This window comes from Rhodococcus parequi, assembly GCF_046042785.1.
GTDB lineage: Bacteria > Actinomycetota > Actinomycetes > Mycobacteriales > Mycobacteriaceae > Prescottella > Prescottella parequi.
Genome location: NZ_JBDLNV010000005.1, coordinates 437,015 through 457,653, shown reverse-complemented (window position 1 = coordinate 457,653; position 20,639 = coordinate 437,015). Strand labels below are relative to the sequence as shown.

General features: G+C 69.4%; 24 protein-coding genes. 12 read left to right on the top strand and 12 right to left on the bottom strand.

The genetic code is table 11. The features are described 5' to 3' along the window. Nucleotides 1-30: 30 nt before the first annotated feature. From moeZ to ABEU20_RS16670, 3 genes are read right to left on the bottom strand one after another with little or no spacing between them, the layout of a single operon-like run. Complete coding sequence (moeZ, locus tag ABEU20_RS16680) at nt 31-1,209, bottom strand: adenylyltransferase/sulfurtransferase MoeZ (protein ID WP_420165487.1); 1,179 nt, start codon at nt 1,207-1,209, stop codon at nt 31-33. Between the two features lie 41 nt (nt 1,210-1,250). Further along, entirely contained in the window at nt 1,251-2,006 is a 756-nt protein-coding gene (locus ABEU20_RS16675) for an HAD family hydrolase (protein WP_420165486.1), read from the bottom strand. 9 nt (nt 2,007-2,015) lie between these two features. Beyond that, complete coding sequence (locus ABEU20_RS16670) at nt 2,016-3,104, bottom strand: DUF3152 domain-containing protein (RefSeq protein ID WP_420165485.1); 1,089 nt, start codon at nt 3,102-3,104, stop codon at nt 2,016-2,018. A 358-nt stretch (nt 3,105-3,462) separates the two neighbouring features. Between ABEU20_RS16670 and ABEU20_RS16665 the strand changes: the two genes are divergently transcribed. Next, the gene (locus ABEU20_RS16665) at nt 3,463-4,134 is read left to right on the top strand and encodes a TetR/AcrR family transcriptional regulator (RefSeq protein ID WP_013416717.1); all 672 of its coding nucleotides are present in this window, start codon (nt 3,463-3,465) and stop codon (nt 4,132-4,134) included. A 93-nt stretch (nt 4,135-4,227) separates the two neighbouring features. Here the strand turns inward: ABEU20_RS16665 and ABEU20_RS16660 are convergent, their stop codons facing one another. Further along, nucleotides 4,228-4,458 (bottom strand): DUF3107 domain-containing protein, encoded by a 231-nt coding sequence (locus tag ABEU20_RS16660; protein WP_420165484.1) that lies wholly within the window; start codon nt 4,456-4,458, stop codon nt 4,228-4,230. A gap of 106 nt (nt 4,459-4,564) precedes the next feature. Then, a complete protein-coding gene (locus ABEU20_RS16655; protein ID WP_420165483.1) occupies nt 4,565-5,245 on the bottom strand; it encodes a ferritin-like fold-containing protein in 681 nt (226 codons plus the stop codon). Nucleotides 5,246-5,613: 368 nt separating this feature from the next. On the opposite strand from ABEU20_RS16655, the gene ABEU20_RS16650 reads away from it, so the two are divergent. Together ABEU20_RS16650 and ABEU20_RS16645 are read left to right on the top strand one after the other, a co-directional pair. Continuing rightward, entirely contained in the window at nt 5,614-7,257 is a 1,644-nt protein-coding gene (locus ABEU20_RS16650; RefSeq protein WP_420165482.1) for a DEAD/DEAH box helicase, read from the top strand. A 20-nt stretch (nt 7,258-7,277) separates the two neighbouring features. Then, nucleotides 7,278-8,492 carry an Rv3212 family protein gene (locus ABEU20_RS16645; RefSeq protein WP_420165481.1) on the top strand — a complete coding sequence of 405 codons (1,215 nt, stop codon included), beginning with the start codon at nt 7,278-7,280 and terminating at the stop codon, nt 8,490-8,492. A gap of 35 nt (nt 8,493-8,527) precedes the next feature. Here ABEU20_RS16645 and ABEU20_RS16640 read toward each other — a convergent pair whose 3' ends face one another. After that, complete coding sequence (locus ABEU20_RS16640) at nt 8,528-9,331, bottom strand: ParA family protein (protein ID WP_420165480.1); 804 nt, start codon at nt 9,329-9,331, stop codon at nt 8,528-8,530. A gap of 55 nt (nt 9,332-9,386) precedes the next feature. Here ABEU20_RS16640 and ABEU20_RS16635 point away from each other — a divergent pair, with 55 nt between their 5' ends. Together ABEU20_RS16635 and ABEU20_RS16630 are read left to right on the top strand one after the other, a co-directional pair. Continuing rightward, nucleotides 9,387-10,001, top strand: a complete 615-nt coding sequence (locus ABEU20_RS16635) for an acid phosphatase (RefSeq protein WP_420165479.1) — start codon at nt 9,387-9,389, stop codon at nt 9,999-10,001. A 23-nt stretch (nt 10,002-10,024) separates the two neighbouring features. Continuing rightward, nucleotides 10,025-10,513 (top strand): GNAT family N-acetyltransferase, encoded by a 489-nt coding sequence (locus ABEU20_RS16630; protein WP_420165576.1) that lies wholly within the window; start codon nt 10,025-10,027, stop codon nt 10,511-10,513. 13 nt (nt 10,514-10,526) lie between these two features. On the opposite strand, the gene ABEU20_RS16625 is transcribed toward ABEU20_RS16630, so the two are convergent. Beyond that, complete coding sequence (locus ABEU20_RS16625; RefSeq protein ID WP_420165478.1) at nt 10,527-10,949, bottom strand: hypothetical protein; 423 nt, start codon at nt 10,947-10,949, stop codon at nt 10,527-10,529. Nucleotides 10,950-10,994: 45 nt separating this feature from the next. On the opposite strand from ABEU20_RS16625, the gene ABEU20_RS16620 reads away from it, so the two are divergent. After that, a complete protein-coding gene (locus ABEU20_RS16620; protein WP_420165477.1) occupies nt 10,995-11,951 on the top strand; it encodes a diacylglycerol/lipid kinase family protein in 957 nt (318 codons plus the stop codon). A 338-nt stretch (nt 11,952-12,289) separates the two neighbouring features. After that, on the top strand, nt 12,290-12,544 hold the full coding sequence (locus tag ABEU20_RS16615; protein ID WP_005518766.1) for a WhiB family transcriptional regulator: 255 nt from the start codon (nt 12,290-12,292) through the stop codon (nt 12,542-12,544). An 84-nt stretch (nt 12,545-12,628) separates the two neighbouring features. On the opposite strand, the gene ABEU20_RS16610 is transcribed toward ABEU20_RS16615, so the two are convergent. Both ABEU20_RS16610 and ABEU20_RS16605 read right to left on the bottom strand, forming a co-directional pair. Next, a complete protein-coding gene (locus tag ABEU20_RS16610; RefSeq protein ID WP_420165476.1) occupies nt 12,629-14,140 on the bottom strand; it encodes a sensor histidine kinase in 1,512 nt (503 codons plus the stop codon). A gap of 28 nt (nt 14,141-14,168) precedes the next feature. Continuing rightward, a complete protein-coding gene (locus tag ABEU20_RS16605) occupies nt 14,169-14,420 on the bottom strand; it encodes a biotin/lipoyl-binding carrier protein (RefSeq protein WP_115155946.1) in 252 nt (83 codons plus the stop codon). A 72-nt stretch (nt 14,421-14,492) separates the two neighbouring features. Between ABEU20_RS16605 and ABEU20_RS16600 the strand changes: the two genes are divergently transcribed. After that, nucleotides 14,493-14,567: a 50S ribosomal protein bL37 gene (locus tag ABEU20_RS16600; protein WP_022597109.1), complete on the top strand. Its 75-nt coding sequence runs from the start codon at nt 14,493-14,495 to the stop codon at nt 14,565-14,567. Between the two features lie 73 nt (nt 14,568-14,640). Here the strand turns inward: ABEU20_RS16600 and rsrA are convergent, their stop codons facing one another. Next, entirely contained in the window at nt 14,641-14,940 is a 300-nt protein-coding gene (gene rsrA / locus ABEU20_RS16595; protein ID WP_420165475.1) for a mycothiol system anti-sigma-R factor, read from the bottom strand. After that, nucleotides 14,937-15,665 (bottom strand): sigma-70 family RNA polymerase sigma factor, encoded by a 729-nt coding sequence (locus ABEU20_RS16590; protein ID WP_420165575.1) that lies wholly within the window; start codon nt 15,663-15,665, stop codon nt 14,937-14,939. Before ABEU20_RS16590 ends, rsrA begins: the two co-directional genes overlap by 4 nt. Nucleotides 15,666-15,842: 177 nt before the next feature. On the opposite strand from ABEU20_RS16590, the gene ybaK reads away from it, so the two are divergent. Both ybaK and ABEU20_RS16580 read left to right on the top strand, forming a co-directional pair. Then, complete coding sequence (ybaK, locus tag ABEU20_RS16585) at nt 15,843-16,337, top strand: Cys-tRNA(Pro) deacylase (protein ID WP_420165474.1); 495 nt, start codon at nt 15,843-15,845, stop codon at nt 16,335-16,337. Between the two features lie 73 nt (nt 16,338-16,410). Further along, nucleotides 16,411-17,436, top strand: a complete 1,026-nt coding sequence (locus ABEU20_RS16580) for an LLM class flavin-dependent oxidoreductase (RefSeq protein ID WP_420165473.1) — start codon at nt 16,411-16,413, stop codon at nt 17,434-17,436. Here the strand turns inward: ABEU20_RS16580 and ABEU20_RS16575 are convergent. Continuing rightward, the gene (locus tag ABEU20_RS16575; RefSeq protein WP_420165472.1) at nt 17,423-18,178 is read right to left on the bottom strand and encodes an SOS response-associated peptidase; all 756 of its coding nucleotides are present in this window, start codon (nt 18,176-18,178) and stop codon (nt 17,423-17,425) included. The genes ABEU20_RS16580 and ABEU20_RS16575 overlap by 14 nt on opposite strands. A 37-nt stretch (nt 18,179-18,215) precedes the next feature. Here ABEU20_RS16575 and aroA point away from each other — a divergent pair, with 37 nt between their 5' ends. Then, complete coding sequence (gene aroA, locus ABEU20_RS16570; RefSeq protein ID WP_420165471.1) at nt 18,216-19,568, top strand: 3-phosphoshikimate 1-carboxyvinyltransferase; 1,353 nt, start codon at nt 18,216-18,218, stop codon at nt 19,566-19,568. After that, complete coding sequence (rsgA, locus tag ABEU20_RS16565) at nt 19,508-20,557, top strand: ribosome small subunit-dependent GTPase A (RefSeq protein WP_420165574.1); 1,050 nt, start codon at nt 19,508-19,510, stop codon at nt 20,555-20,557. The genes aroA and rsgA overlap by 61 nt, the downstream gene beginning before the upstream one ends. Nucleotides 20,558-20,639 lie beyond the last annotated feature (82 nt).

Sequence of the window (20,639 nt, the reverse complement as noted above, 5' to 3'; positions counted from 1 at the left end):
AAGGCCACGCTGAATAGATCCGTGGGGCGTTCAGTAGACCGGAAGCGACGGGTCGACCTGGTGTGCCCACGCGATCACGCCGCCCTGCAGGTGCACCGCGTCGGCGAATCCGGCCTTCCGGACCGCGGCCAGTGCCTCCGCCGAACGGACGCCGGTCTTGCAGTGCAGCACGATCCGCCTGTCCTGCGGCAGTTCGGCCAGGGCCTCCCCCGACAGGATCCGGTCCTTCGGGATCAGCGTCGCGCCGGGCAGGTGCACGATGTCCCACTCCACCGGCTCCCGCACGTCGACGATCGCGACGTCGGTGCCCGCATCGAGCAGCGCCCGCAGTTCCAGCGGGGTGATCGTGGCGTCCCGATCCGCCTCGGCGACCGGCGCCACCCCGCAGAACGCGTCGTAGTCGACCAGTTCGGTCACGGCCACCCTGCCGGGGTCGCGGCTGAGCTTCACGGTCCGGTAGTTCATCGCGAGCGCGTCGTAGACGATCAGCCGGCCCAGCAGCGACTCCCCGATGCCGGTGATCAACTTGATCGCCTCGGTCGCCATGATCGACCCGATCGACGAGCACAGCACGCCGAGCACGCCGCCCTCCGCGCACGACGGCACCGTGCCCGGCGGCGGCGCCTCCGGATACAGGTCGCGCAGCGTGATGCCGCGCCCGTCCGGGGCGGCGTCCCAGAACACCGACACCTGGCCCTCGAACCGGTAGATCGACCCCCACACGTACGGCCGCCCGGCCAGCACTGCGGCGTCGTTGACGAGATACCGGGTCGCGAAGTTGTCGGCGCCGTCGAGGATCAGGTCGTACTCGCCGAACAGCTCGACGGCATTCGTCGCGTCGAGCCGGAACTCGTGCAGGTGGACGTCGACGTGCGGGTTGATCTCCCGGATCGACTCACGCGCACTCTGCGCCTTGGACCGTCCGACGTCGGCGGTGCCGTGGATGACCTGACGCTGCAGATTCGACTCGTCGACCACGTCGAAATCGACGATGCCGATCGTGCCGACACCGGCCGCCGCGAGGTACAGCAGCGTCGGCGAACCCAGCCCACCCGCGCCGATCACCAGGACACGTGCGTTCTTGAGGCGCCGCTGTCCCGTCGTGCCCACGTTCGGGATGATCAGGTGCCGGCTGTAGCGGGCCACCTCGTCGCGGCTCAACTCTGCCGCCGGCTCCACCAGAGGGGGAAGCGGACTCTTCGCGGACACCACACGCTCCTGAACTCGACCGGTCAACGCTCGCGTCCAGCCTAGGCGGTCGGCAATCGCACCTCGAGATCGCTCAGGTCGGGCACGACGACGTCGGCGCCCGCCTGCCGGAGCGCGTCCGCGTGCTGGGCTCGGTCGACGCCGACGACCACCCCGAAGGCTCCGCGCCGGCCCGCCTCGACGCCCGCGAGCGCGTCCTCGAGCACCACGCACTCGGACGCCGACAGACCCAGCCGCCGCGCCCCCTCGAGGTACGTGTCGGGCTCGGGTTTGCCGGCGAGCGACAGCCGGTCGACGTCCGTGCCGTCGACGCGCGCGTCGAACAGATCGGTGAGCCCGGCCGCGTCGAGCACCCGCGCCGCGTTACGACTCGCGGTCACCAGCGCGACCGACACGTGCGCCGCACGCAGGCGCCGGATGAGCGCGACGGTGCCCGGGAACGGTTCGACACCGTGCTCGTCGAGTTCGTGACCGAACATCGCGTCCTTGCGGGCCGCGAGCCCGCACACCGTGTGTTCGGTCGGCGGATCCGACGGCTGTCCGTGCGGTATCTCGATCGAACGCGACGCCAGGAACGACGCGACGCCGTCGACGCGCGGCCGTCCGTCCACGTACTGCAGGTAGTCGTCGGACGTGAACGGCGGCTCCCCCAGTCCGCGTTCGGCCAGGAAACCGTCGAACAGTCGCTTCCACGCCCGCTCGTGCACGCGGGCGGTGTCGGTGACGACGCCGTCCATGTCGAACAGGAATCCCGCGCACGCGGTGTCCCCGATGCGGGCGGTTCCGGCGGCGGTCACTGCCTGTCCTCAGCCGCGGGGGTAGGGCCAGGGGTTGAAGCGGCACACCTTGCCGTCCATCGGTACGACGCCCTCCGGGTCGAGCTTGGCGATGTCGTTGTTCGCGGTGCCGAACGACTGCTGCATCATCACCGGGGCCAGCCCACCGTCGGCCTCGCACGGCTGGTGCGCCTGGTACCCGATCGCATGCCCCACCTCGTGGTTGATCTGGTACTGCCGATACGAGCCGATGTCGCCCTGGAAGGCCGTCGCACCACGCACCCAACGCGGCTCGTTCAACACCACGCGGTCGATGCCCGGATTGAAGCACGACACCTCGAGCTGGATGTCGTAGCCGCACGCCTCGCGAATGGTCATCTGCGACGTCAGTGAGATCCGGAAGTCGGGTCCGTTCCCGTCCTTCAGCAGCGGGTCCGTCGCGTCCACCCGACGGAACGCGAAGCGCGGATCCCGGGTCCAGCTCTTCGGATTGCCGAGGGTCTGATCGACCATCCGGCCGAACGACTCGTCGCCGCCGAAGCCGGCCGTGTCGATCCCGTCCTCGACCTCGACGGTGTAGGTGAACACCCGCTCGGTGCCCTGACCGACCTGACCGGTCGCTCCGGGCACGACGTGCCAGGTGCCCGCGGCCGTCGCGGTGAACGGCCCGCCCTCCGGCAACGCACCCGCGGGCACCGTGTCCGCGAAATTGCCGTCCGCGGCCGGCGGAACGCCGACGATGTCGGTGCCGTCCTCGTGGCTGAGCACACCGAAGCCGGGATCGGCGGAGGCCGCGGAGTCCGAGTCACCGACCCCGCGGACGGCGTCCACGAGCACGAGGACCGTGACGATCACCAGCACCGGGATGGCGTAGGCACGCCATCCGTACATCGAGACGAACCTGCCGAGCTTGCTCTGCTTGCGCGCATCGCGTTCGGGGCGCGGCGACCGGGGACGGCCGATGTTCCGACGGGTGGGATCCCACAGCGCGCGCAACGGCTCGTGCGGGTCGGGCACCCGGCCGGGGTCGCCGCCCGGGAGCCGGGAATCGCCCGCTGCCGGGTCGTCGGACACTTCGGGAACTGTGCCCCCCAGGCGCGGTCCTCCTCGGTCAGTCACCCCGCCAGAATCTCACAGTCCGCCCGGGGGTTCACCCGGCGCGCCCGAATTCCGGAGGGGTCCGGCGCTACCTGTGAGGTGGCACACCGCCCCTTCGGGCGCCTCTCGCCGGCCCCCAGCCCCACCGCTGACGGCGATCGCTCACCGCGTCGCCGTGTCGCGCGTGTGGAATCCTGGAATACTCGCAGACAGGGGACGTGACGATGCCGGGCACACGGCGCGTCGACGACAAGTTCAGGACAGCGAAATCGGCCGAGAACCGTCCGGGTATCGTGCAAATGATTTATCTTGCCCCGAGGCGTTCGTGAGAGGTCGGACACCGAACGAAGCGGGGCTCTTTGTGCAGATTGGGAGCGACATGACTGAACTCGCGGATCGGACACACTCCGATCGCGCCGCCACGACCGCAAACGGTCAGGGCACCCGCCGCAATACCCGGCTACCCCGGGACGCGCGGCGTCTTCAGTTGCTCGCGGCCGCCAGCGAGGTCTTCGTCAGCCGCGGTTACCACGCCGCCGGCATGGACGAGATCGCCGAGTGCGCCGGCGTGAGCAAGCCCGTGCTGTATCAACACTTCCCCGGCAAGCTGGAGTTGTACGTCGCGGTGCTGCAGAGCTACGTCGACACCCTCATCTCGGGTGTTCGCCAGGCCCTGCGCTCGACGACCGACAACCGCCAGCGCGTGCGGGCGGCCGTGCAGGCGTTCTTCGATTTCGTCGACACCGACACGCAGGGCTTCCGCCTGGTGTTCGAGTCCGACCTGATGGGCGAGCCGCAGGTGGCGCGCCGCGTCGAGCAGGCCACCGAGGCCTGCGTCGACGCCGTCTTCGACCTCGTCGCGCACGATTCGGGACTGGATCCCTACCGCGCCCGCATCCTCGCCGTCGGTCTGGTCGGCGCCAGCCAGTTCACCGCCCGGTACTGGCTCGAGGCCGCGCGGCCGATCCCGAAGGAAGAAGCGGTCGACACGACCGTCGCCCTCGCTTGGGGTGGCCTGTCGCACGTGCCGTTGCACGCCGAGACCAAGTAGTCCGCGCGCGGTAGTTCACGCGCCGTAGTCCACGCAGATACGCGAAGGGCGCGGAGTCTTTTCGACTCCGCGCCCTTCGCGTATCTGCCGGCTCTAGCTGGTCGGCGCGAACCCGACCTTGCGGCTGTCCGAGGGACCGATCTCCACATAGGTGATCCGCGCGGCCTGGACGAGGAACTTGCGCCCCTTCTCGTCGACGAGCGAGAGCACACCGCCCGCGTCTCCGAGCGCCTTCGTCACGAGCGCCTCCACCTCGTCGGGCGTGAGGACGCTGTTGACGACCAGCTCACGCGGGCTGTCAGTTACACCGATCTTGACCTCCACGGTCAACCTCCGAACTCTCCGAGCGCTTGAAGCTGTCCCGGCCAGGTTAATGCAGCCCCGCCCACCCGAGCCTGCCGTGCCGCTGTGCTGAGAGCGAACAGTGCACTCACACCAGGCCGAGCACCGCCATCCGTTCGGCGTGCTTCGCCTGCATGTTGTCGAACAGGGCGGCGACACCGTTGAGGCTGCCGGTCGCGGTCATGACGAGGTCGGTGAGGTCCTCGCGGCGCGCGAGGACGAACTGGGCCTGGGTGATTGCCTCCCCGAGCAGCCGGCGCCCCCACAGCATCAGCCGGTCCTTCTCGCTCGTGCTCGCGGCCACTGCGGCCCGGACCTCCTGCACGACGAACTCGGAGTGGCCCACCTCGGCAAGCACCTCGCGGACGATTGCGCCCACCGTGGGATCCAGCGAGTGCGCGATCTCCAGGTAGAAATCGGCCGCGATGCCGTCACCGACGTACGCCTTCACGAGCGATTCGAGCCACGTCGACGGGTCCGTCGACGCGTGGTACGCGTCGAGGGCGCGGACGAACGGATCCATCGCCGCGTAGACCTCGAGTCCCCGATCGGTGAGTGCCTTGTGCAGCGTCTCGAAGTGACCCATCTCGGCGGCCGCCATGCTCGCGAGCGCGACCCGTCCCTGCAGCGTAGGGGCCATGCGGGCGTCCTCGGCGAGGCGGTAGAACGCGGAGATCTCGCCATAGGCGAGGACCGCGAACAATTCGGCCACACCGGGGTGGTCTGCAGCGATGGCGGGCACGGACGACGTCGGTGAATCGGCTCCCATGACGCCACAGCCTAATCCGTGTCGTCGGCCGCCCCCGGGACGACGGGACGAGGTGGGATTCGTGATCTGCGCCATGTGTGTGTCGGCTCGGCGGCGCCGGGCCGCTACAATTGCGACGGGAGACCGATATTTCCGCGCTGGTCCCGATCCCGGAGCATCATTCCGGAGCGACGAGTTCGAGACAGAATTCGAACGATTCGGGCGCGAAACGGATACGGAATCCCGAAGATAATGTGCGCGCACCTGATCGACGGCGCTCGCCGCGTCTCGCCGAGATCCATACGATCTCCGCGCTGAGACGGAGGCTGGGCCACCGCACAAGAGGGCACCGACTCGGCCGACTTACGGCCTGGCCCCTTACCTCGTGCGTGCGTGCCGATACGAGGAAGGCCAGTTCCCTGAGCAAGATCACGATCGACCACGAAGACAGTAATCACGCAGCAACCGAGACCACGCTGTCCGCGCAGCTGGACGAGACGCACACCCCGCCGACCTTCGGCGAGCTCGGTGTCCGCGACGAGATCGTCAAGGCGCTCGCCGAGATCGGCATCGAGCGCACCTTCGCCATCCAGGAGCTGACGCTCCCCCTCGCTCTCGCCGGCGACGACCTCATCGGTCAGGCCCGCACCGGCATGGGCAAGACGTTCGGCTTCGGCGTCCCGCTGCTGCACCGCGTCTCCACCACCGATTCGGGCACCAGCCCGCTCGACGGCACCCCCCGCGCACTCGTGATCGTGCCGACGCGCGAGCTGTGCGTGCAGGTCACGCAGGACCTGGAGAATGCGTCGAAGTACCTGAAGTCCGGCAAGAAGAAGCTCGAGGTCCTGTCCATCTACGGCGGCCGCCCGTACGAGCAGCAGATCGACGCGCTCCGCAAGGGTGTCGACGTCATCGTCGGTACCCCGGGCCGCCTGCTCGACCTCGCCAACCAGGGTCACCTGATCCTCGGCAAGGTCGGCGTCCTCGTTCTCGACGAGGCCGACGAGATGCTCGACCTGGGCTTCCTGCCCGACATCGAGCGCATCCTCGGCATGGTGCCCGACAAGCGGCAGACGATGCTGTTCTCGGCCACGATGCCGGGCCCGATCATCACGCTGGCGCGCACGTTCCTGACGCAGCCGACGCACATCCGCGCCGAGGAGGCGGACTCCTCCGCGGTCCACGAGCGGACCACCCAGCACGTCTACCGCGCGCACGCCCTCGACAAGGCCGAGATGGTCGCCCGCGTGCTGCAGGCCGACGGCCGCGGCGCGACGATGATCTTCACCCGCACCAAGCGCACCGCGCAGAAGGTCGCCGACGACCTGAACGAGCGCGGCTTCAACGTCGGCGCCGTCCACGGCGACCTCGGCCAGATCGCCCGCGAGAAGGCCCTCAAGGCGTTCCGCAACGGCTCGGTCGACGTCCTGGTCGCCACCGACGTCGCGGCCCGCGGCATCGACATCGACGACGTCACGCACGTCATCAACTACCAGTGCCCCGAGGACGAGAAGACCTACGTGCACCGCATCGGCCGCACGGGTCGCGCCGGCCGCACGGGCATTGCGATCACCCTTGTCGACTGGGACGACATTCCCCGCTGGCAGCTGATCGACAAGGCCCTCGGCCTCGGTGTCGCGGAGCCCGTCGAGACCTACTCGAGCTCGCCGCACCTGTACGAGGATCTCGGTATCCCCACGGACGCAAAGGGTTCGATCCGCAAGGCTCGCGCCGAGCGTCCGGTCAAGGAGAGCAGGGACGCCTCGGCTGCCGGCGAGAAGTCCGAGAAGTCGGAGAAGTCGGACGCTCCCAAGCGCTCGCGTCGTCGCACCCGCGGCGGCAAGGCCACCGACGGATCGGCCCCGGCCGCCGCGACCGCGACGTCCGACGACCCCGAGGTCGCGTCGGCAGCGTCCGACGACTCCGGTGCCGCACCGCGTCGTCGCCGCCGTCGTCGCCGCCCCGCCGCGGCCGAGGGCGCAGCGGCGCAGACCGGCTCCCAGCCCGTGAGCGTCGCAGCAGCCGCAGAGTAGATCGGGGTAACCTGCCACCTGTGCTGGCACCCGAGCGTCGTACCCGTCTGGACGTCGCCGTCGCCGCGACCATCGCGATCGTCGTCGCGGTCGCCGCGGCGGTGATCTGGATTCGGAGCGACGCTCGGGGAACCACCTCGGTGACCACGGATGCTCCCGCGGCCGCGGTGGACACTCCCCTGTCACCGCCCTCGTCGCTCAGCGAACTCTGGAGGGCCGCCAGTCCCGAATCGGCCGCCCCGATCGTCGCAGACGGCACCGTCGCGACGGCCGACGGCGGCACCGTCCTCGGGCGCGATCCGGTCACCGGCGACGAGCGGTGGCGGTACCGGCGGGACATGCCGCTGTGCGGAGCGATCGGGGCGTGGAACACCGTCGTCGCGGTCTATCGCGATCAGCGCGGCTGCAGCCAGGTCACCCAACTCGACGGGGCGACCGGCGAACGCAAGGCACAGCGCTCCAGCGACGCGGACGACGCGGTCACCCTGTCCTACGACGGCACCTACGTGGTGTCCCGCGGTCCCGAGCGGATGGAACTGTGGCGGTCCGACCTGGTCCGCACCCTCGAGTTCGGGCGCGTCGATGCGCCGATCAACCCCGGCAAGCAGCCCCGACCCGACTGCTCACTCAAATCCGCGGCGGCCGGCGGCACACGGGTGACCGTGCTGATGCACTGCCCGGGTGAGGCCGGGGACCGCATCAGCGTCCTCGACGCCGCACCGAAGGACAATCAGGAACCCCACGAGTTCGGCTCGACACTGTTGACGGGTCCCGGCGCGGACACGTCCGGCGCCCGGTTGATCGCCGCGTCCGGCGACCGCACCGCGGTGTTCCTGCCGGCGGGCCCGATCTCCGCGGCCCGGATCGCGGTCGTCGACGGCGAGGGTAGCGAGATTGCATCCCATCCCGTCACCACCTCCGTCGACGCGGACGCCACCGCCGCCCGCAACGGTTCCGTCTTCACGTGGTGGACGGGCACCGAATTGATCGCCCTCTCCACGAGCGAGCTCGCACCGAAGTGGACCGTGACGGACGCCCTGGGCCCCGGCGCCATCATGGCCGGTTCGCTGCTGGTCCCGGTGCCGGGCGCGATCGCCGTCCTCGACCCTGCGACGGGCATCGAGCAGGCCCGGATCCCCGTCACCCGCGACGCCGACGCCGCCCCGATCGCGACGTCGATCCTCGGGGACATCGTGCTCGAACAGCGCGGCGACGAGGTCGTCGCGCTGCGCTGATTCACCGACGCGCCACGAAAGTCGTGTCGGCGCGGTCAGGCAGTTCCCTCGTACGGCGAGAAGGTGACCAGGTCGGCCTCGCCGGTCCAGTGGGTCGAAAGATGGTGCGCCAGTTCGCGGTACGCCTCACCGCCCTTGTTCTTGCGGCCGGCCAGCACGGTCGCGCCGGACGCCGACGCCTCCGCGAACCGCACCGTGCGCGGGATCGGCGGGGCCAGAACGGGAAGGTCGTAGCGGTCCGAGACGTCGGACAGGACGTCGCGGCTGTGCGTCGTGCGCGCGTCGTACAGCGTCGGCAGCGCACCGAGCAGGACCAGATCGGGGTTGGTGATCTGCTGCACCTCCGACACGGTCCGCAGCAGCTGCCCCACACCGCGGTGCGCGAGCGTCTCGCACTGCAGCGGCACCAACACCTGCTGGGCCGCGGTCAATCCGTTGAGGGTGAGCACCCCCAGCGACGGCGGGCAGTCGATGATGATCACGTCGAAGTCGTCGAGGACCGGTGCGAGCGCACGCTTGAGCGCGAACTCCCGGCCCGGGCGCATCAGCAACAGCGCCTCGGCCCCCGCCAGGTCGATGGTCGCGGGAAGCAACTTCACGCCGTCCTCGGTGGCGAGCAGCACGTCCGCGACCGGCACGTCCCCCGTGAGCACGTCGTGCACCGACGCCTCGAGCCGATCGGGGTTGTGCCCCAACGAGAATGTCAGACATCCCTGCGGGTCCAGGTCCACCACCAGCACCCGCCGGTCGAGGTCCACGAGTGCCGCCCCCAGAGACGCGACCGTCGTGGTCTTGGCTACCCCACCCTTTTGATTCGCTACAGCCAGTACCGTCGTCACGGCCTCGATCCTTGCGCACTCGAGGCCCGAAGGCGAGGGTTCGGGTACACCCGGCATGATTGATCCCATGACCGCACCCGAGCGCCGACTGGTTCTGCTGCGACACGGGGAGACCGAGTGGGCGCGACTCGGCCGGCACACGAGCACCACCGAGGTCCCCCTCACCGAGCGCGGCGCAGTCCAGGCCCGGGAGGCCGGCCGCCAGCTGTCCGCACTGGCGCTGAACGATCCGCTGGTCGTCACCAGCCCCCGGCGCCGGGCGCACGTCACCGCGACGCTCGCCGGACTGACCCACGACCGGCGCTGGGACGCGCTCACCGAATGGGACTACGGCGAGTTCGAGGGGCTCACCACCGCCGAGATCCGCGAGCAGATCCCGCACTGGACGGTGTGGACCCACCCGTGCCCGGGCGGCGAGACCCACGAGACGGTCGCGTCCCGAGCCGACATGGTGGTGCACACCGCCGAGGCCGCGCTCGCGGACCGGGATGTGGTGCTGGTGGGGCACGGACACTTCCTGCGGGCCGTGATCGCACGCTGGGTGGAGCTGCCCGTGGCCGAGGGCCGACGCTTCCTGCTGGACCCCGCCGCACACACCGTCCTGGGCTACGAGCACGGGTTCCGCACGATCCTGACCCACAACGTGACCCCGAGAGAAGGTACGGAGTGAACTCCCCGTCCGAGAAGACCGCGATCATCCGCCGCGCGACGCCGACCGACGTCGGCGCCATCACGGGACTGATCTACGAACTCGCCGAGTACGAGAAGGCCCGGCACGAGTGCACGGTGGTCCCCGAACAGATCGAGGCCGCGCTGTTCGGTCCGGAGCCCGCAGCCTTCGCGCACGTCGTGGAGGTCCCCGCGGCGGACGGGCCGACCGTCGTCGGGACCGCGATCTGGTTCCGCAACTTCTCGACGTGGGACGGCGTGCACGGCATCTATCTCGAGGACCTCTACGTCACTCCCGAGCACCGCGGCGCCGGCTACGGCACGGCGCTGCTGGCGACGCTCGCCGAGGAGTGCGTCACCAAGGGGTACACGCGTCTTGCGTGGTCGGTGCTGAACTGGAACACGCCGTCCGTCGGGTTCTACGAGTCACTGGACGCGGTCGCCCAGGACGAGTGGACCACCTATCGGCTCAGTGGGGACGCGCTGGCGGCGCTCGCCACGCGGGTGCCGTGACCGGCGCCGGATCTCACTCCTCGTCGGCGTCCGGGGCCCCGTAGGCTTCGGCCATCCAGCGAGAGGTGCTGCCGGCGAACAGCATCACGAGCGCGGCCAGCACCACGGCGCCCAGTAGCACTCCCCAGACCCAGCGGTGCGAGGTGAGCACGTACCACGTGACGGGCAGCAACAGCAGCTGCGCCATGAGCGCGATCGTGCGCCCCCAACGCTGCCCGCGCAGGAGCGCGATGCCGGCCGCCAGTACCGCGCCGCCCAGGATGACGAACCAGACAGCAGTGCCGTAGCCGCTCGTCACGCTCTGATCGGCGCCGAGCAGACCCCGCACCACCAGGAAGATCGCGAAACCGACGGCGGCCGCACCCTCGAGGGCGACGAGCGCGCCGGCCCGTCGTACCGTGCTGGGAGTAGGGGTGGGTGCAGGCTGATTCGACACGCAGCCAGCCTATACATCGACCGGACCCGGCTAGGCTGATGCCCCGTGCGCGCGCTGCTGATCGTCAACCCCAACGCCACCTCGACCACTCCCGCGGGCCGAGACCTGCTCGCGCACGCCCTGTCGAGCCGGGTCCGCCTCGACGTCGCGCACACGACCCACCGCGGACATGCCGGCGAACTGGCCGCTCAGGCACGCACCGACGGTGTCGCGCTGATCATCGTCCACGGCGGCGACGGCACGGTGAACGAGGTCGTCAACGGCCTGCTCGGCGAGCCGCACCCCAAGTCGATGCGCTCGGTTCCGATCGGTCCGATCCCGCTGGTCGCGGTCGTCCCCGGGGGCTCGGCGAACGTGTTCGCGCGCTCGCTGGGAATCGACCCCGACCCGGTGGACGCCACGAACCAGCTGATCGACCTACTCGCGATGCGCCGGCGCCGGACGATCGGCCTCGGCCACTGCGACAACCGCTGGTTCACCTTCAATGCCGGCATGGGCCTCGACGCCCAGGTCTGTGAGGCCGTCGACAAGGGGCGCAACAATGGACAGGCGGTCACGCCCGGACGCTACGTCCGCCACGCCGTCCGCGCCTTCTTCCGAGCCAAGCGGGAAGACCCGACGTTGACGGTCGAGGTGCCCGACCACGAACCGATCGACGGCGTCCACTACGCCTTCGTCTCGAACTCGACGCCGTGGACGTACCTGAACAGGCGTGAGGTGCATACGAACCCGGGCACCGCCTTCGACACCGGCCTGGGCCTCTTCGCGATGCGCACGATGCGGGTCTTTGCCAGCCTTCGCGTGGTTCGTCAACTACTTTCCGCCGGATTATCGCCTAAATCACATTCATTGATTCGATTCGACGACGTTCCGCAAATCCGCATCCGTTCGAGTTCGCCGATCGGCCTGCAAATGGACGGCGACTATATCGGCCTGCGAACCGATGTGACATTCGTCGCGGTACCCGGCGCACTCGAGGTCGTCGCACCCGTACAGCGCTGATCCCCGCAACGACGCCGACACCCCCGCGCGAGGCCGCCGCAGCGCCGTTCTACCGAATCGAACGCTCGATCGGGCCCCCTCAACCGGCCGATCGGCCCCTCACTGGGCCCTGAATGCCCAGATGGCGTGCGCAAATCCCCAGGTGGGTGTAGAAAGGACGAGGGACCACGTAGGGGAGCCTAACCGAGTGAGCTTGCCCACGGTGCAACCGATATCTATTGACTTCCCCTCGGTTCGTGAAAGCATTCACAAGTAACAGTGCTGAAACTTCCAAGTAAGCACCCATGAACTTGCGAATACATAACGGTGCACATTGCACCCAGTTAAGGAGTAGAAAGATGGACTGGCGTCACACCGCAATCTGTCGCGACGAGGATCCCGAACTGTTCTTCCCGGTGGGAAACAGCGGCCCGGCTCTCGCGCAGATCGCTGATGCCAAGGTTGTCTGCAACCGTTGCCCCGTGACCGCCGAGTGCCTGTCCTGGGCTCTCGAGTCCGGCCAGGACGCCGGCGTCTGGGGCGGCATGAGCGAGGACGAGCGTCGCGCGCTCAAGCGTCGCAACGCCCGCACCCGCGCGCGCACCGCGGTCTGATACGGCTTACGCGGAGGGCCCGGCACCACATGGTGCCGGGCCCTCCGTCGTTCGCCGCTGTTTCGTGACGCGAACGTAAGAAGCTCAGGCCCGCGAGGACCGCCGGCCCAGCGGCACGCGCAGAACCGCGTCCGTTCCCCCGTCGGGCGACGGATGCAGGCCGATCGAACCGCCCAGCTCCGCACCCACCAGCGTCCGCACGATCTGAAGTCCCAACCGGTCCGACTTCTCGAGGCTGAATCCGGCCGGCAGTCCACGCCCGTCGTCGTGGATGACCACGTCGAGCCAACGCGCGGATCGATCCGCCCGCAGGTACACCGTGCCGGACTCCCCCGGCTCGAAGGCGTGCTCGATCGCGTTCTGGACCAACTCCGTCAGCACCATCACCAGCGGGGTGGCGCGCTCGGCGGAGAAGACGCCGAGACTGCCCTCGCGCTTGATCTGGATCGGCATGTTCACCGACGCGACGTCGGCGAGGATCGGCACCAGGCTGTCCACGACCTCGTCGAGATCGACCTCCTCGTCCACCGACATCGACAGCGCATCATGAACGAGCGCAATGGAAGTCACGCGTCGGACCGATTCGCTGAGCGCCTGCCGCGCTTCCTCGTTCTCGGTGCGGCGGGCCTGCAGGCGCAGCAGCGCCGCGACCGTCTGGAGATTGTTCTTCACCCGGTGGTGGATCTCACGGATCGTCGCGTCCTTGCTGAGCAACGCCCGATCGCGCCGCTTGACCTCGGTGACGTCGCGGATCACCACCGCGGCGCCGACCACCGCGCCGTGCGGTTTGAGCACGAGCGCCCGGAGCAGGACGGTGGCCCCGCGGGCCTCGATCTCCATCCGGTGGCCCAGCCGACCACCCAGGGCGCCGCTGATGTAGTCGGCCACTTCCTGCGATTCGAACGGATCGGTGATGAGCGACCGCGTGGTGGACGCCAGGTCCTTGCCCACCAGATCGGTGTTCAGGCCCATGCGGTGATAGGCCGACAGCGCGTTCGGGCTCGAGTAGACGACGCGGCCCTCGGGGTCGAGACGGATGAAGCCGTCACCCGCGCGGGGGCTGGAGTTGGTGTCCGAACGGGTTTCCGGGGTGGGAAACGTCCCCTCGCTGATCATCTGGCACAGGTCCGCCGCGCAATCGAGATACGCGATCTCGAGGGGGCTCTGGGCGCGCTGGTGGGCGAGATTGGTGTCCCGGCTCAGAACGGCGATCACCTCGCCGTCACACCGGACCGGGACCGCTTCACGGCGCAGGGGCGATCCCCCGTGCCACGAGTGGTCGACCTCACTGACGATCTCGCCCTCGACGAGCGCCCGGAGCACCTGCGGGTGCTCGGACTCCGAGACCACCGAGCCGACGGCGTCGTCGGGAAAGGCCGTGGAGGCCGTGGTCGGCCGGCACTGCGCGACGCACACGACGGTCCCCGGCACGCCGCCGTCGGTGCCCTCCGGGCGCTCGGTGGCCACCCACAGCAGGACATCGGCGAAGGACAGGTCCGCGAGTAGCTGCCATTCGCCCACCACCTGCTGCAGGTGGTCGACCGCGTTTCCGGGAAGGTCGGTGTGCTCGGCGAGCAGGTCGCTCAGGGTCGACATGTGCCAGGCTCCGAATCGCTTCTCTGCGTCAGCTGATGGTGGCGATCAGATCGCCCTGCTGGATGACGTCACCGACCTTGACGTCGACGGACGTCACCTTTCCGGCGACCTCGGCCAGAACGGGGATTTCCATCTTCATGGACTCGAGGATCACCAGGGTGTCGCCCTCGTCGACCTCTTCGCCTGCGCTGACAACGACCTGGTAAACGGTCGAAACCATCTCGGCGCGCACATCTTCTGCCACCTGGCACCTCACTGTTCGTGGACGGTCGCGGACCAGCCAATGGAACCACAGCCAACCACACGTGAAACACTAGGACGAACCCGAGTTCGAACAGAGAAGGAGCTACTCATGGGTAAGCGTGGTCGTAAGAAGCGCAGCCGCAAGGGCAACGCCGCCAACCATGGCAAGCGTCCCAACGCCTGAGTAAGGCTGTAGATGAGAATCGGGGGCCGGCAAGCAACAGCTTGCCGGCCCCCGATCGTCGTACGAGCGCTGGTCAGCGCTCGGCGTCGAGATCCCCGATCAGGCCGGTCTCGGTGACGACCACCGTCCGACGGATTTCGATCGACAGGCGTTCACGAAGCCCGGCCGGCGCATGATCGCCCCCGCACTTACGCCCGATCAGTTTCTTGACCTTCTCCTCGATGCCGTACGCCGCGAAGCACGCGCCGCAGTTCTCGAGATGCCGCTCGATCCGCGCGCGGGAGTGTTCGTCGCACTCGCTGTCGAGCAGCAACCACACGTCCGCGATCACCGCCGAGCAGTCCAACTGCTCGAATTCGTTCTCCCCGGTCACCGAGTAACCTCCTGCTCCGCATCGGCGTCACTGCTGCGCTCGGCGGCGTCGACAGCGCCCCCACGGTTGAATCCACGCTCCCGGGCGACATCCGCGAGCAGACCCCGCAACTGCTTGCGCCCGCGGTGCAGACGCGACATCACGGTGCCGATCGGCGTGCCCATGATCTCCGCGATCTCCTTGTACGGGAATCCCTCGACGTCGGCGTAGTACACCGCCATCCGGAACTCCTCGGGAAGTTCCTGCAGGGCTGCCTTGATGTCGTCGTCCGGGAGTGCGTCGAGCGCCTCGACCTCGGCGGACCGCAGACCGGTGGAACTGTGCTCGGCCGTCGCGGCCAGCTGCCAGTCGGTGATCTCGTCCGTCGGGTACTGCGCAGGCTGACGCTGCTTCTTGCGGTAGGAGTTGATGTAGGTGTTGGTGAGGATGCGGTACAGCCAGGCCTTGAGGTTCGTCCCCTCCTTGAAGGAACGGAAGGCCGAATACGCCTTGACGTACGTCTCCTGCACCAGGTCCTCGGCGTCCGCCGGATTGCGCGTCATGCGCAGCGCGGCACCGTACAGCTGATCGAGCAGCGGCAGCGCATCACGCTCGAACCGCTCGATCAGTTGGTTCTGGGACTCCGGGCCCTCACCCGCGGACTCGTTCGCGGGGTCGTGATCGTCCAGCACGCTGATCCCTTCGCTTGCCGTAGGGGTCAAGGCTACCGCCAACCCCGGGGCCATCGAGGGATGCGTCTCGGTCACGAAGTCGGCCCTGGCCGATTCGGTCACGTCCTCCGGACGAACCCGTTCTGCGCACAACACCGGCACGAACCACTCCCTTCGCTGATGCAGCGTCTCGCGAGATATCAACAGCACGGGTCGAGAGTCTGTTCCCGGCGCGCTCTACAGTCAGTGCTCATGGCCGGAACATCGACTCCCGCAACGAAGCTCCTCGACAAGGAGAAGGTGGCGTACCGGATCCACGAGTACGACCACGACGCCCGCGCGGCGTCGTACGGCGCGGAGGCGGTCGATTCGCTGGCCGGTCAACTCGGGGTCGAACCGGGGCAGATCTTCAAGACACTGATCGTCAAGACGGACACCGGCAAGCTCGCGGTGGCGGTGCTTCCGGTGCCGTCGAAGCTGTCGCTGAAGGCGGCCGCCGCGGCGGTCCGGGCGAGCAAGGCCGTCATGGCCGAGCAGTCCGACGCCGAACGATCCACCGGGTACGTCCTCGGCGGGATATCGCCGCTCGGCCAGCGCAAGCGGCTGCCGACGGTGATCGACGCGTCCGCTCTGACGTTCGACCGTGTGCTGTGCAGCGCGGGGCGCCGAGGCCTGGAGATCGAGGTCGCGCCGCAGGACCTGGTGCGCCTGACTGGTGCGGTGGTCGCGGAGATCACGGCCGGCTGAGGAACGGGCCGAGGAATCTGTGGGCGACGGCCGCTGTTGCCCCCTGAGAAGAATCTTCGACGAACGAAAGACGGTGCCCGGCGTGTCTGGTCTCTCCCTCCCCATCTCCATCCTCGACCTCGCCCACATCGGCACGGGCGAGAGCGCCGCCGACAGCTTCCGGGCCAGCGTGGAGATGGCACGGAACGCGGAGCGGTGGGGCTACGAGCGCATCTGGTACGCCGAGCACCACAACATGCCGGCCATCGCGTCGTCGGCGACGAGCGTGCTGATCGCGCACATCGCCGCGAACACCGAGCGGATCCGCCTCGGCTCGGGCGGCATCATGCTGCCCAACCATGCGCCGCTCACCATCGCCGAGCAGTTCGGCACCCTCGCCGAGCTGCATCCCGGTCGGATCGACCTGGGCCTGGGCCGCGCGCCGGGCAGCGATCAGCAGACGATGCGGGCACTGCGTCGCGACCCCAGCTCGGCCGAGTCGTTCCCACAGGACGTACTCGAGCTGCAGGGCTACCTGACCGGGCCGTCGCGTGTCCCCGGCATCGAGGCGACACCGGGCAAGGGCACGAACGTGCCGCTGTACATCCTGGGTTCGTCGCTGTTCGGCGCGCAGCTCGCGGCCGCGCTGGGCCTGCCGTACGCCTTCGCATCACACTTCGCCCCGGCTGCCCTGGACGACGCGATCGCGATCTACCGTCGCGAGTTCCGGCCGTCGGCGCAGCTCGCCGAGCCGTACGTGATCGCCGCGGTCAACGTGATCGCCGCCGACACCGACGAGGAGGCGCAGCGGCAGTTCCTGGACACCAAGCGCAAGCGGGTCGGGCTGTTCGTCGGACGTGGGCGCACCTTCACACCGGAGGAAGCCGACATGATCCTCGAGTCCCCGGCGGGTCGGCAGGTGCTGGCGATGGTCCGGTACACCGCCGTCGGCACGCCGGCCGTGGTGGGCGACTACCTGGACCGGTTCGCGGCGCAGACGGGTGCCGACGAGCTGATGGTGGTGTCCTCGGCCACCGAGCGGGCCGCGTGGATGCGTTCGCTGGAACTGGTCGCCGAGGTGACCGGGCTCGCGGCCCGGGCTGCGATCACAGCAGGCTGATCTGCTCCCCCGCCCGGTCGCCCACGTCGTGCGCCAGGAGGTCGGGGCCGTTGTTGCGGACGCTGTTCACCTTCGGTGACACGCGCCGGATCTCGACGGCCGCGGCCTCCTCGAGGCTCGGCCGGATCAGGTCGGGATGGCCGAGGCTGTCCGGATCCAGCCAGGCGTCCCAGCGGTCCCGCGGCAAGATCAGCGGCATCCGGTCGTGCACGTTCGCGAGCTGGTCCACCGACTCCGTGGTGAGGATCGTGGTCGACAGCAGCGGCGCCTCCCGCGGAGCCTTCGGGTCGTGCCACACCGACCACAACCCCGCCATGAAGAGCCGCTCGCCGTCGCCCCGGGACATGTAGTACGGCACCTTCACGGCCTTGCCGTCCGCGGTCGGCTCGGTCTGCCACTCGTACCAGCCGTCCATCGGCACGAGGCAGCGCTTGAACCGCAGCGACGTCTTGAACGCCGCCTTGGTGGCGACGGTCTCGGACCGGGCGTTGAACAACGGCGCACCCTTGCCCGGCTCGGTCGCGTACGACGGCACCAACCCCCAGCGCATGCGGCGGATCCGGCGGTGCACGGGGCCGGCGTCGTCGCCGTGGTCGTGCCGCGCGACGACGGTGAGGACCTGGGTGGTGGGCGCGACGTTGTAGTCGGCCGCCTCCGAACCGGACTCCCCCGTCTCGTTGACCGCGTCGAGTTCCACCGCGAGCGTCGCGGGATCGGCCGTCGTCGCATACCTGCCGCACATGGCTCCATGCTGGCACGGATCACCGACACGGTCGGTCATGAGAGAAGATGGACCGGTGAGTCGTGAGAGCCTGTGGAGAGCGCCCCGAGCCGAAGCCCCCGTGGATGCGTCCGTGACGCTGCCCGGATCGAAGTCGATCACCAACCGGGCGCTGATCCTCGCGGCACTCGCATCCGGGCCGTCCACCATCACCGGCGCGCTGCGCAGCCGTGACAGCGACCTGATGATCCAGAGTCTGCGGGCGCTCGGCGTCTCGATCACCGCGACGCCCGACGCCGCGACCGGCACCACCCTGCACGTGATCCCCGGCCCGCTGACCGGCGGCGCGGTCGACTGTGGCCTCGCCGGCACCGTGATGCGCTTCCTGCCGCCCGTCGCTGCGCTGGCCGCCGGCACGGTCGCGATCGACGGTGACGAGCAGGCCCGCATCCGGCCGCTCGGCACGATCCTCGACGCACTGCGCGGGCTCGGCGCCGACATCGACGGCGACGCACTTCCGTTCACCGTGCACGGTCGCGGCGGGCTGCGCGGCGGAACGGTGACGATCGACGCGTCCGGGTCGTCGCAGTTCGTGTCCGGTCTGCTGCTGTCGGCGGCCCGCTTCGACGAGGGCGTCACCGTCCGGCACCAGGGCGGCTCGCTGCCGTCGATGCCGCACATCGACATGACCGTGGAGATGCTGCGCGAGGCCGGCGTCACCGTCCACACCCCCGGCGAGAGCGGCGACGCCGACACCTGGAAGGTGTTGCCGGGCAGGATTGCTCCCGTCGACTGGGTCGTCGAGCCGGACCTGTCGAACGCAACGCCGTTCCTCGCGGCGGCGGCCGTCACCGGCGGCACCGTGCGCGTGCCGCTGTGGCCGTCGCGCACGACGCAGCCCGGCGATGCGATCCGCGGAATCCTCACGGACATGGGAGCGGACGTGCACCTCTCGGAGGGCACGGCGGGGATCCTCACCGTCACCGGACCGAAGGTGTTGCGCGGCATCGACGTCGACCTGCACGACATCGGCGAGCTCACCCCCACCGTGGCCGCGCTGGCCGCACTCGCGGACGGGCCGTCGGTACTGCGCGGCATCGCGCACCTGCGCGGTCACGAGACCGACCGATTGGCGGCGCTCGCGACCGAGATCGGCAAGCTGGGCGGGGCGATCACCGAAACCGACGACGGACTGCGCATCGAGCCGCGTCCGCTGCACGGCGCGCAGTGGCACTCGTACGCCGACCACCGGATGGCTACCGCCGGCGCGATCATCGGGCTGGTCGTCGACGGCGTCGACATCGAAGATGTCGGGACCACCGCCAAGACGCTGCCCGGTTTCGAGAACCTCTGGGCGGCAATGCTGGACGGGGACAGGTCCGCGTCCGCCGAGCAGGAGGCGCTGTCCTGAGCCGCCGGCAGTACGACGAGTCCGACGTCCGAATCCGCCCGGGCAAGGGGTCGCGGCCGCGGACCAAGAACCGGCCCGAGCACGCCGACGCCGCTGAGGCCATGGTCGTCTCGAAGGACCGGGGCCGCTGGGGCGTCGTGCTGGGCGGCGACCCGGACCGGCCGGTCGTGACGATGCGGGCCCGCGAACTCGGCCGCACCCCGATCGTGGTCGGCGACCAGGTGAGTGTCGTCGGTGATCTGTCCGGCAAGCCCGACACGCTGGCCCGGATCGTGCGCGTCGCCGACCGCACGACGGTGCTGCGGCGCACCGCCGACGACACCGACCCGTTCGAGCGGATCGTCGTCGCCAACGCCGAGCAGTTGCTGATCGTCGTCGCACTGGCGGACCCGCCGCCGCGGACCGGCTTCGTCGAGCGCGCCCTCGTCGCCGCCTACGTCGGCGGACTGGAACCGGTTCTGTGCCTGACGAAGAGCGACCTCGCGACGCCCGACGAGTTCGCCGCGACGTTCGCCGGCCTCGACATCCCCGTCGTGGTGGCGGGCCGGGACGACCCGATCGAACCGGTGACCGAGATCCTCGAGGGCCGGCTGACCGCACTGATCGGACACTCGGGTGTCGGCAAGTCGACGATGGTCAACCGCCTGGTGCCCGACGCGGACCGGGCCACGGGCGTGGTGTCCGGCGTCGGCAAGGGCCGGCACACGTCGACGCAGTCGGTGGCGCTGCCGCTGCCTGGCGGCGGCTGGGTGGTGGACACCCCCGGAATCCGGTCGTTCGGACTCGCGCACATCTCCCCCGAGAACGTCGTGGACGCGTTCGCCGACCTGTCCGCGGCCGCCGAGGACTGTCCGCGCGGGTGCACGCACCTCGGGCCGCCGGCGGATCCCGAATGCGCGCTGGACAAGCTCGAGGGCAAGTCCGCGGACCGGGTCGAGGCGGTGCGGCGACTGCTCGTCGCGCTGATGGCGAACGAGTCCTGGACGTAGGGCAGGTATCTGGTACCCGCGGTACCTACTTTCGGGTAACAAGCGTTAGGGTGTGCTCCGGATCACCGATGCGTCGGTCGTC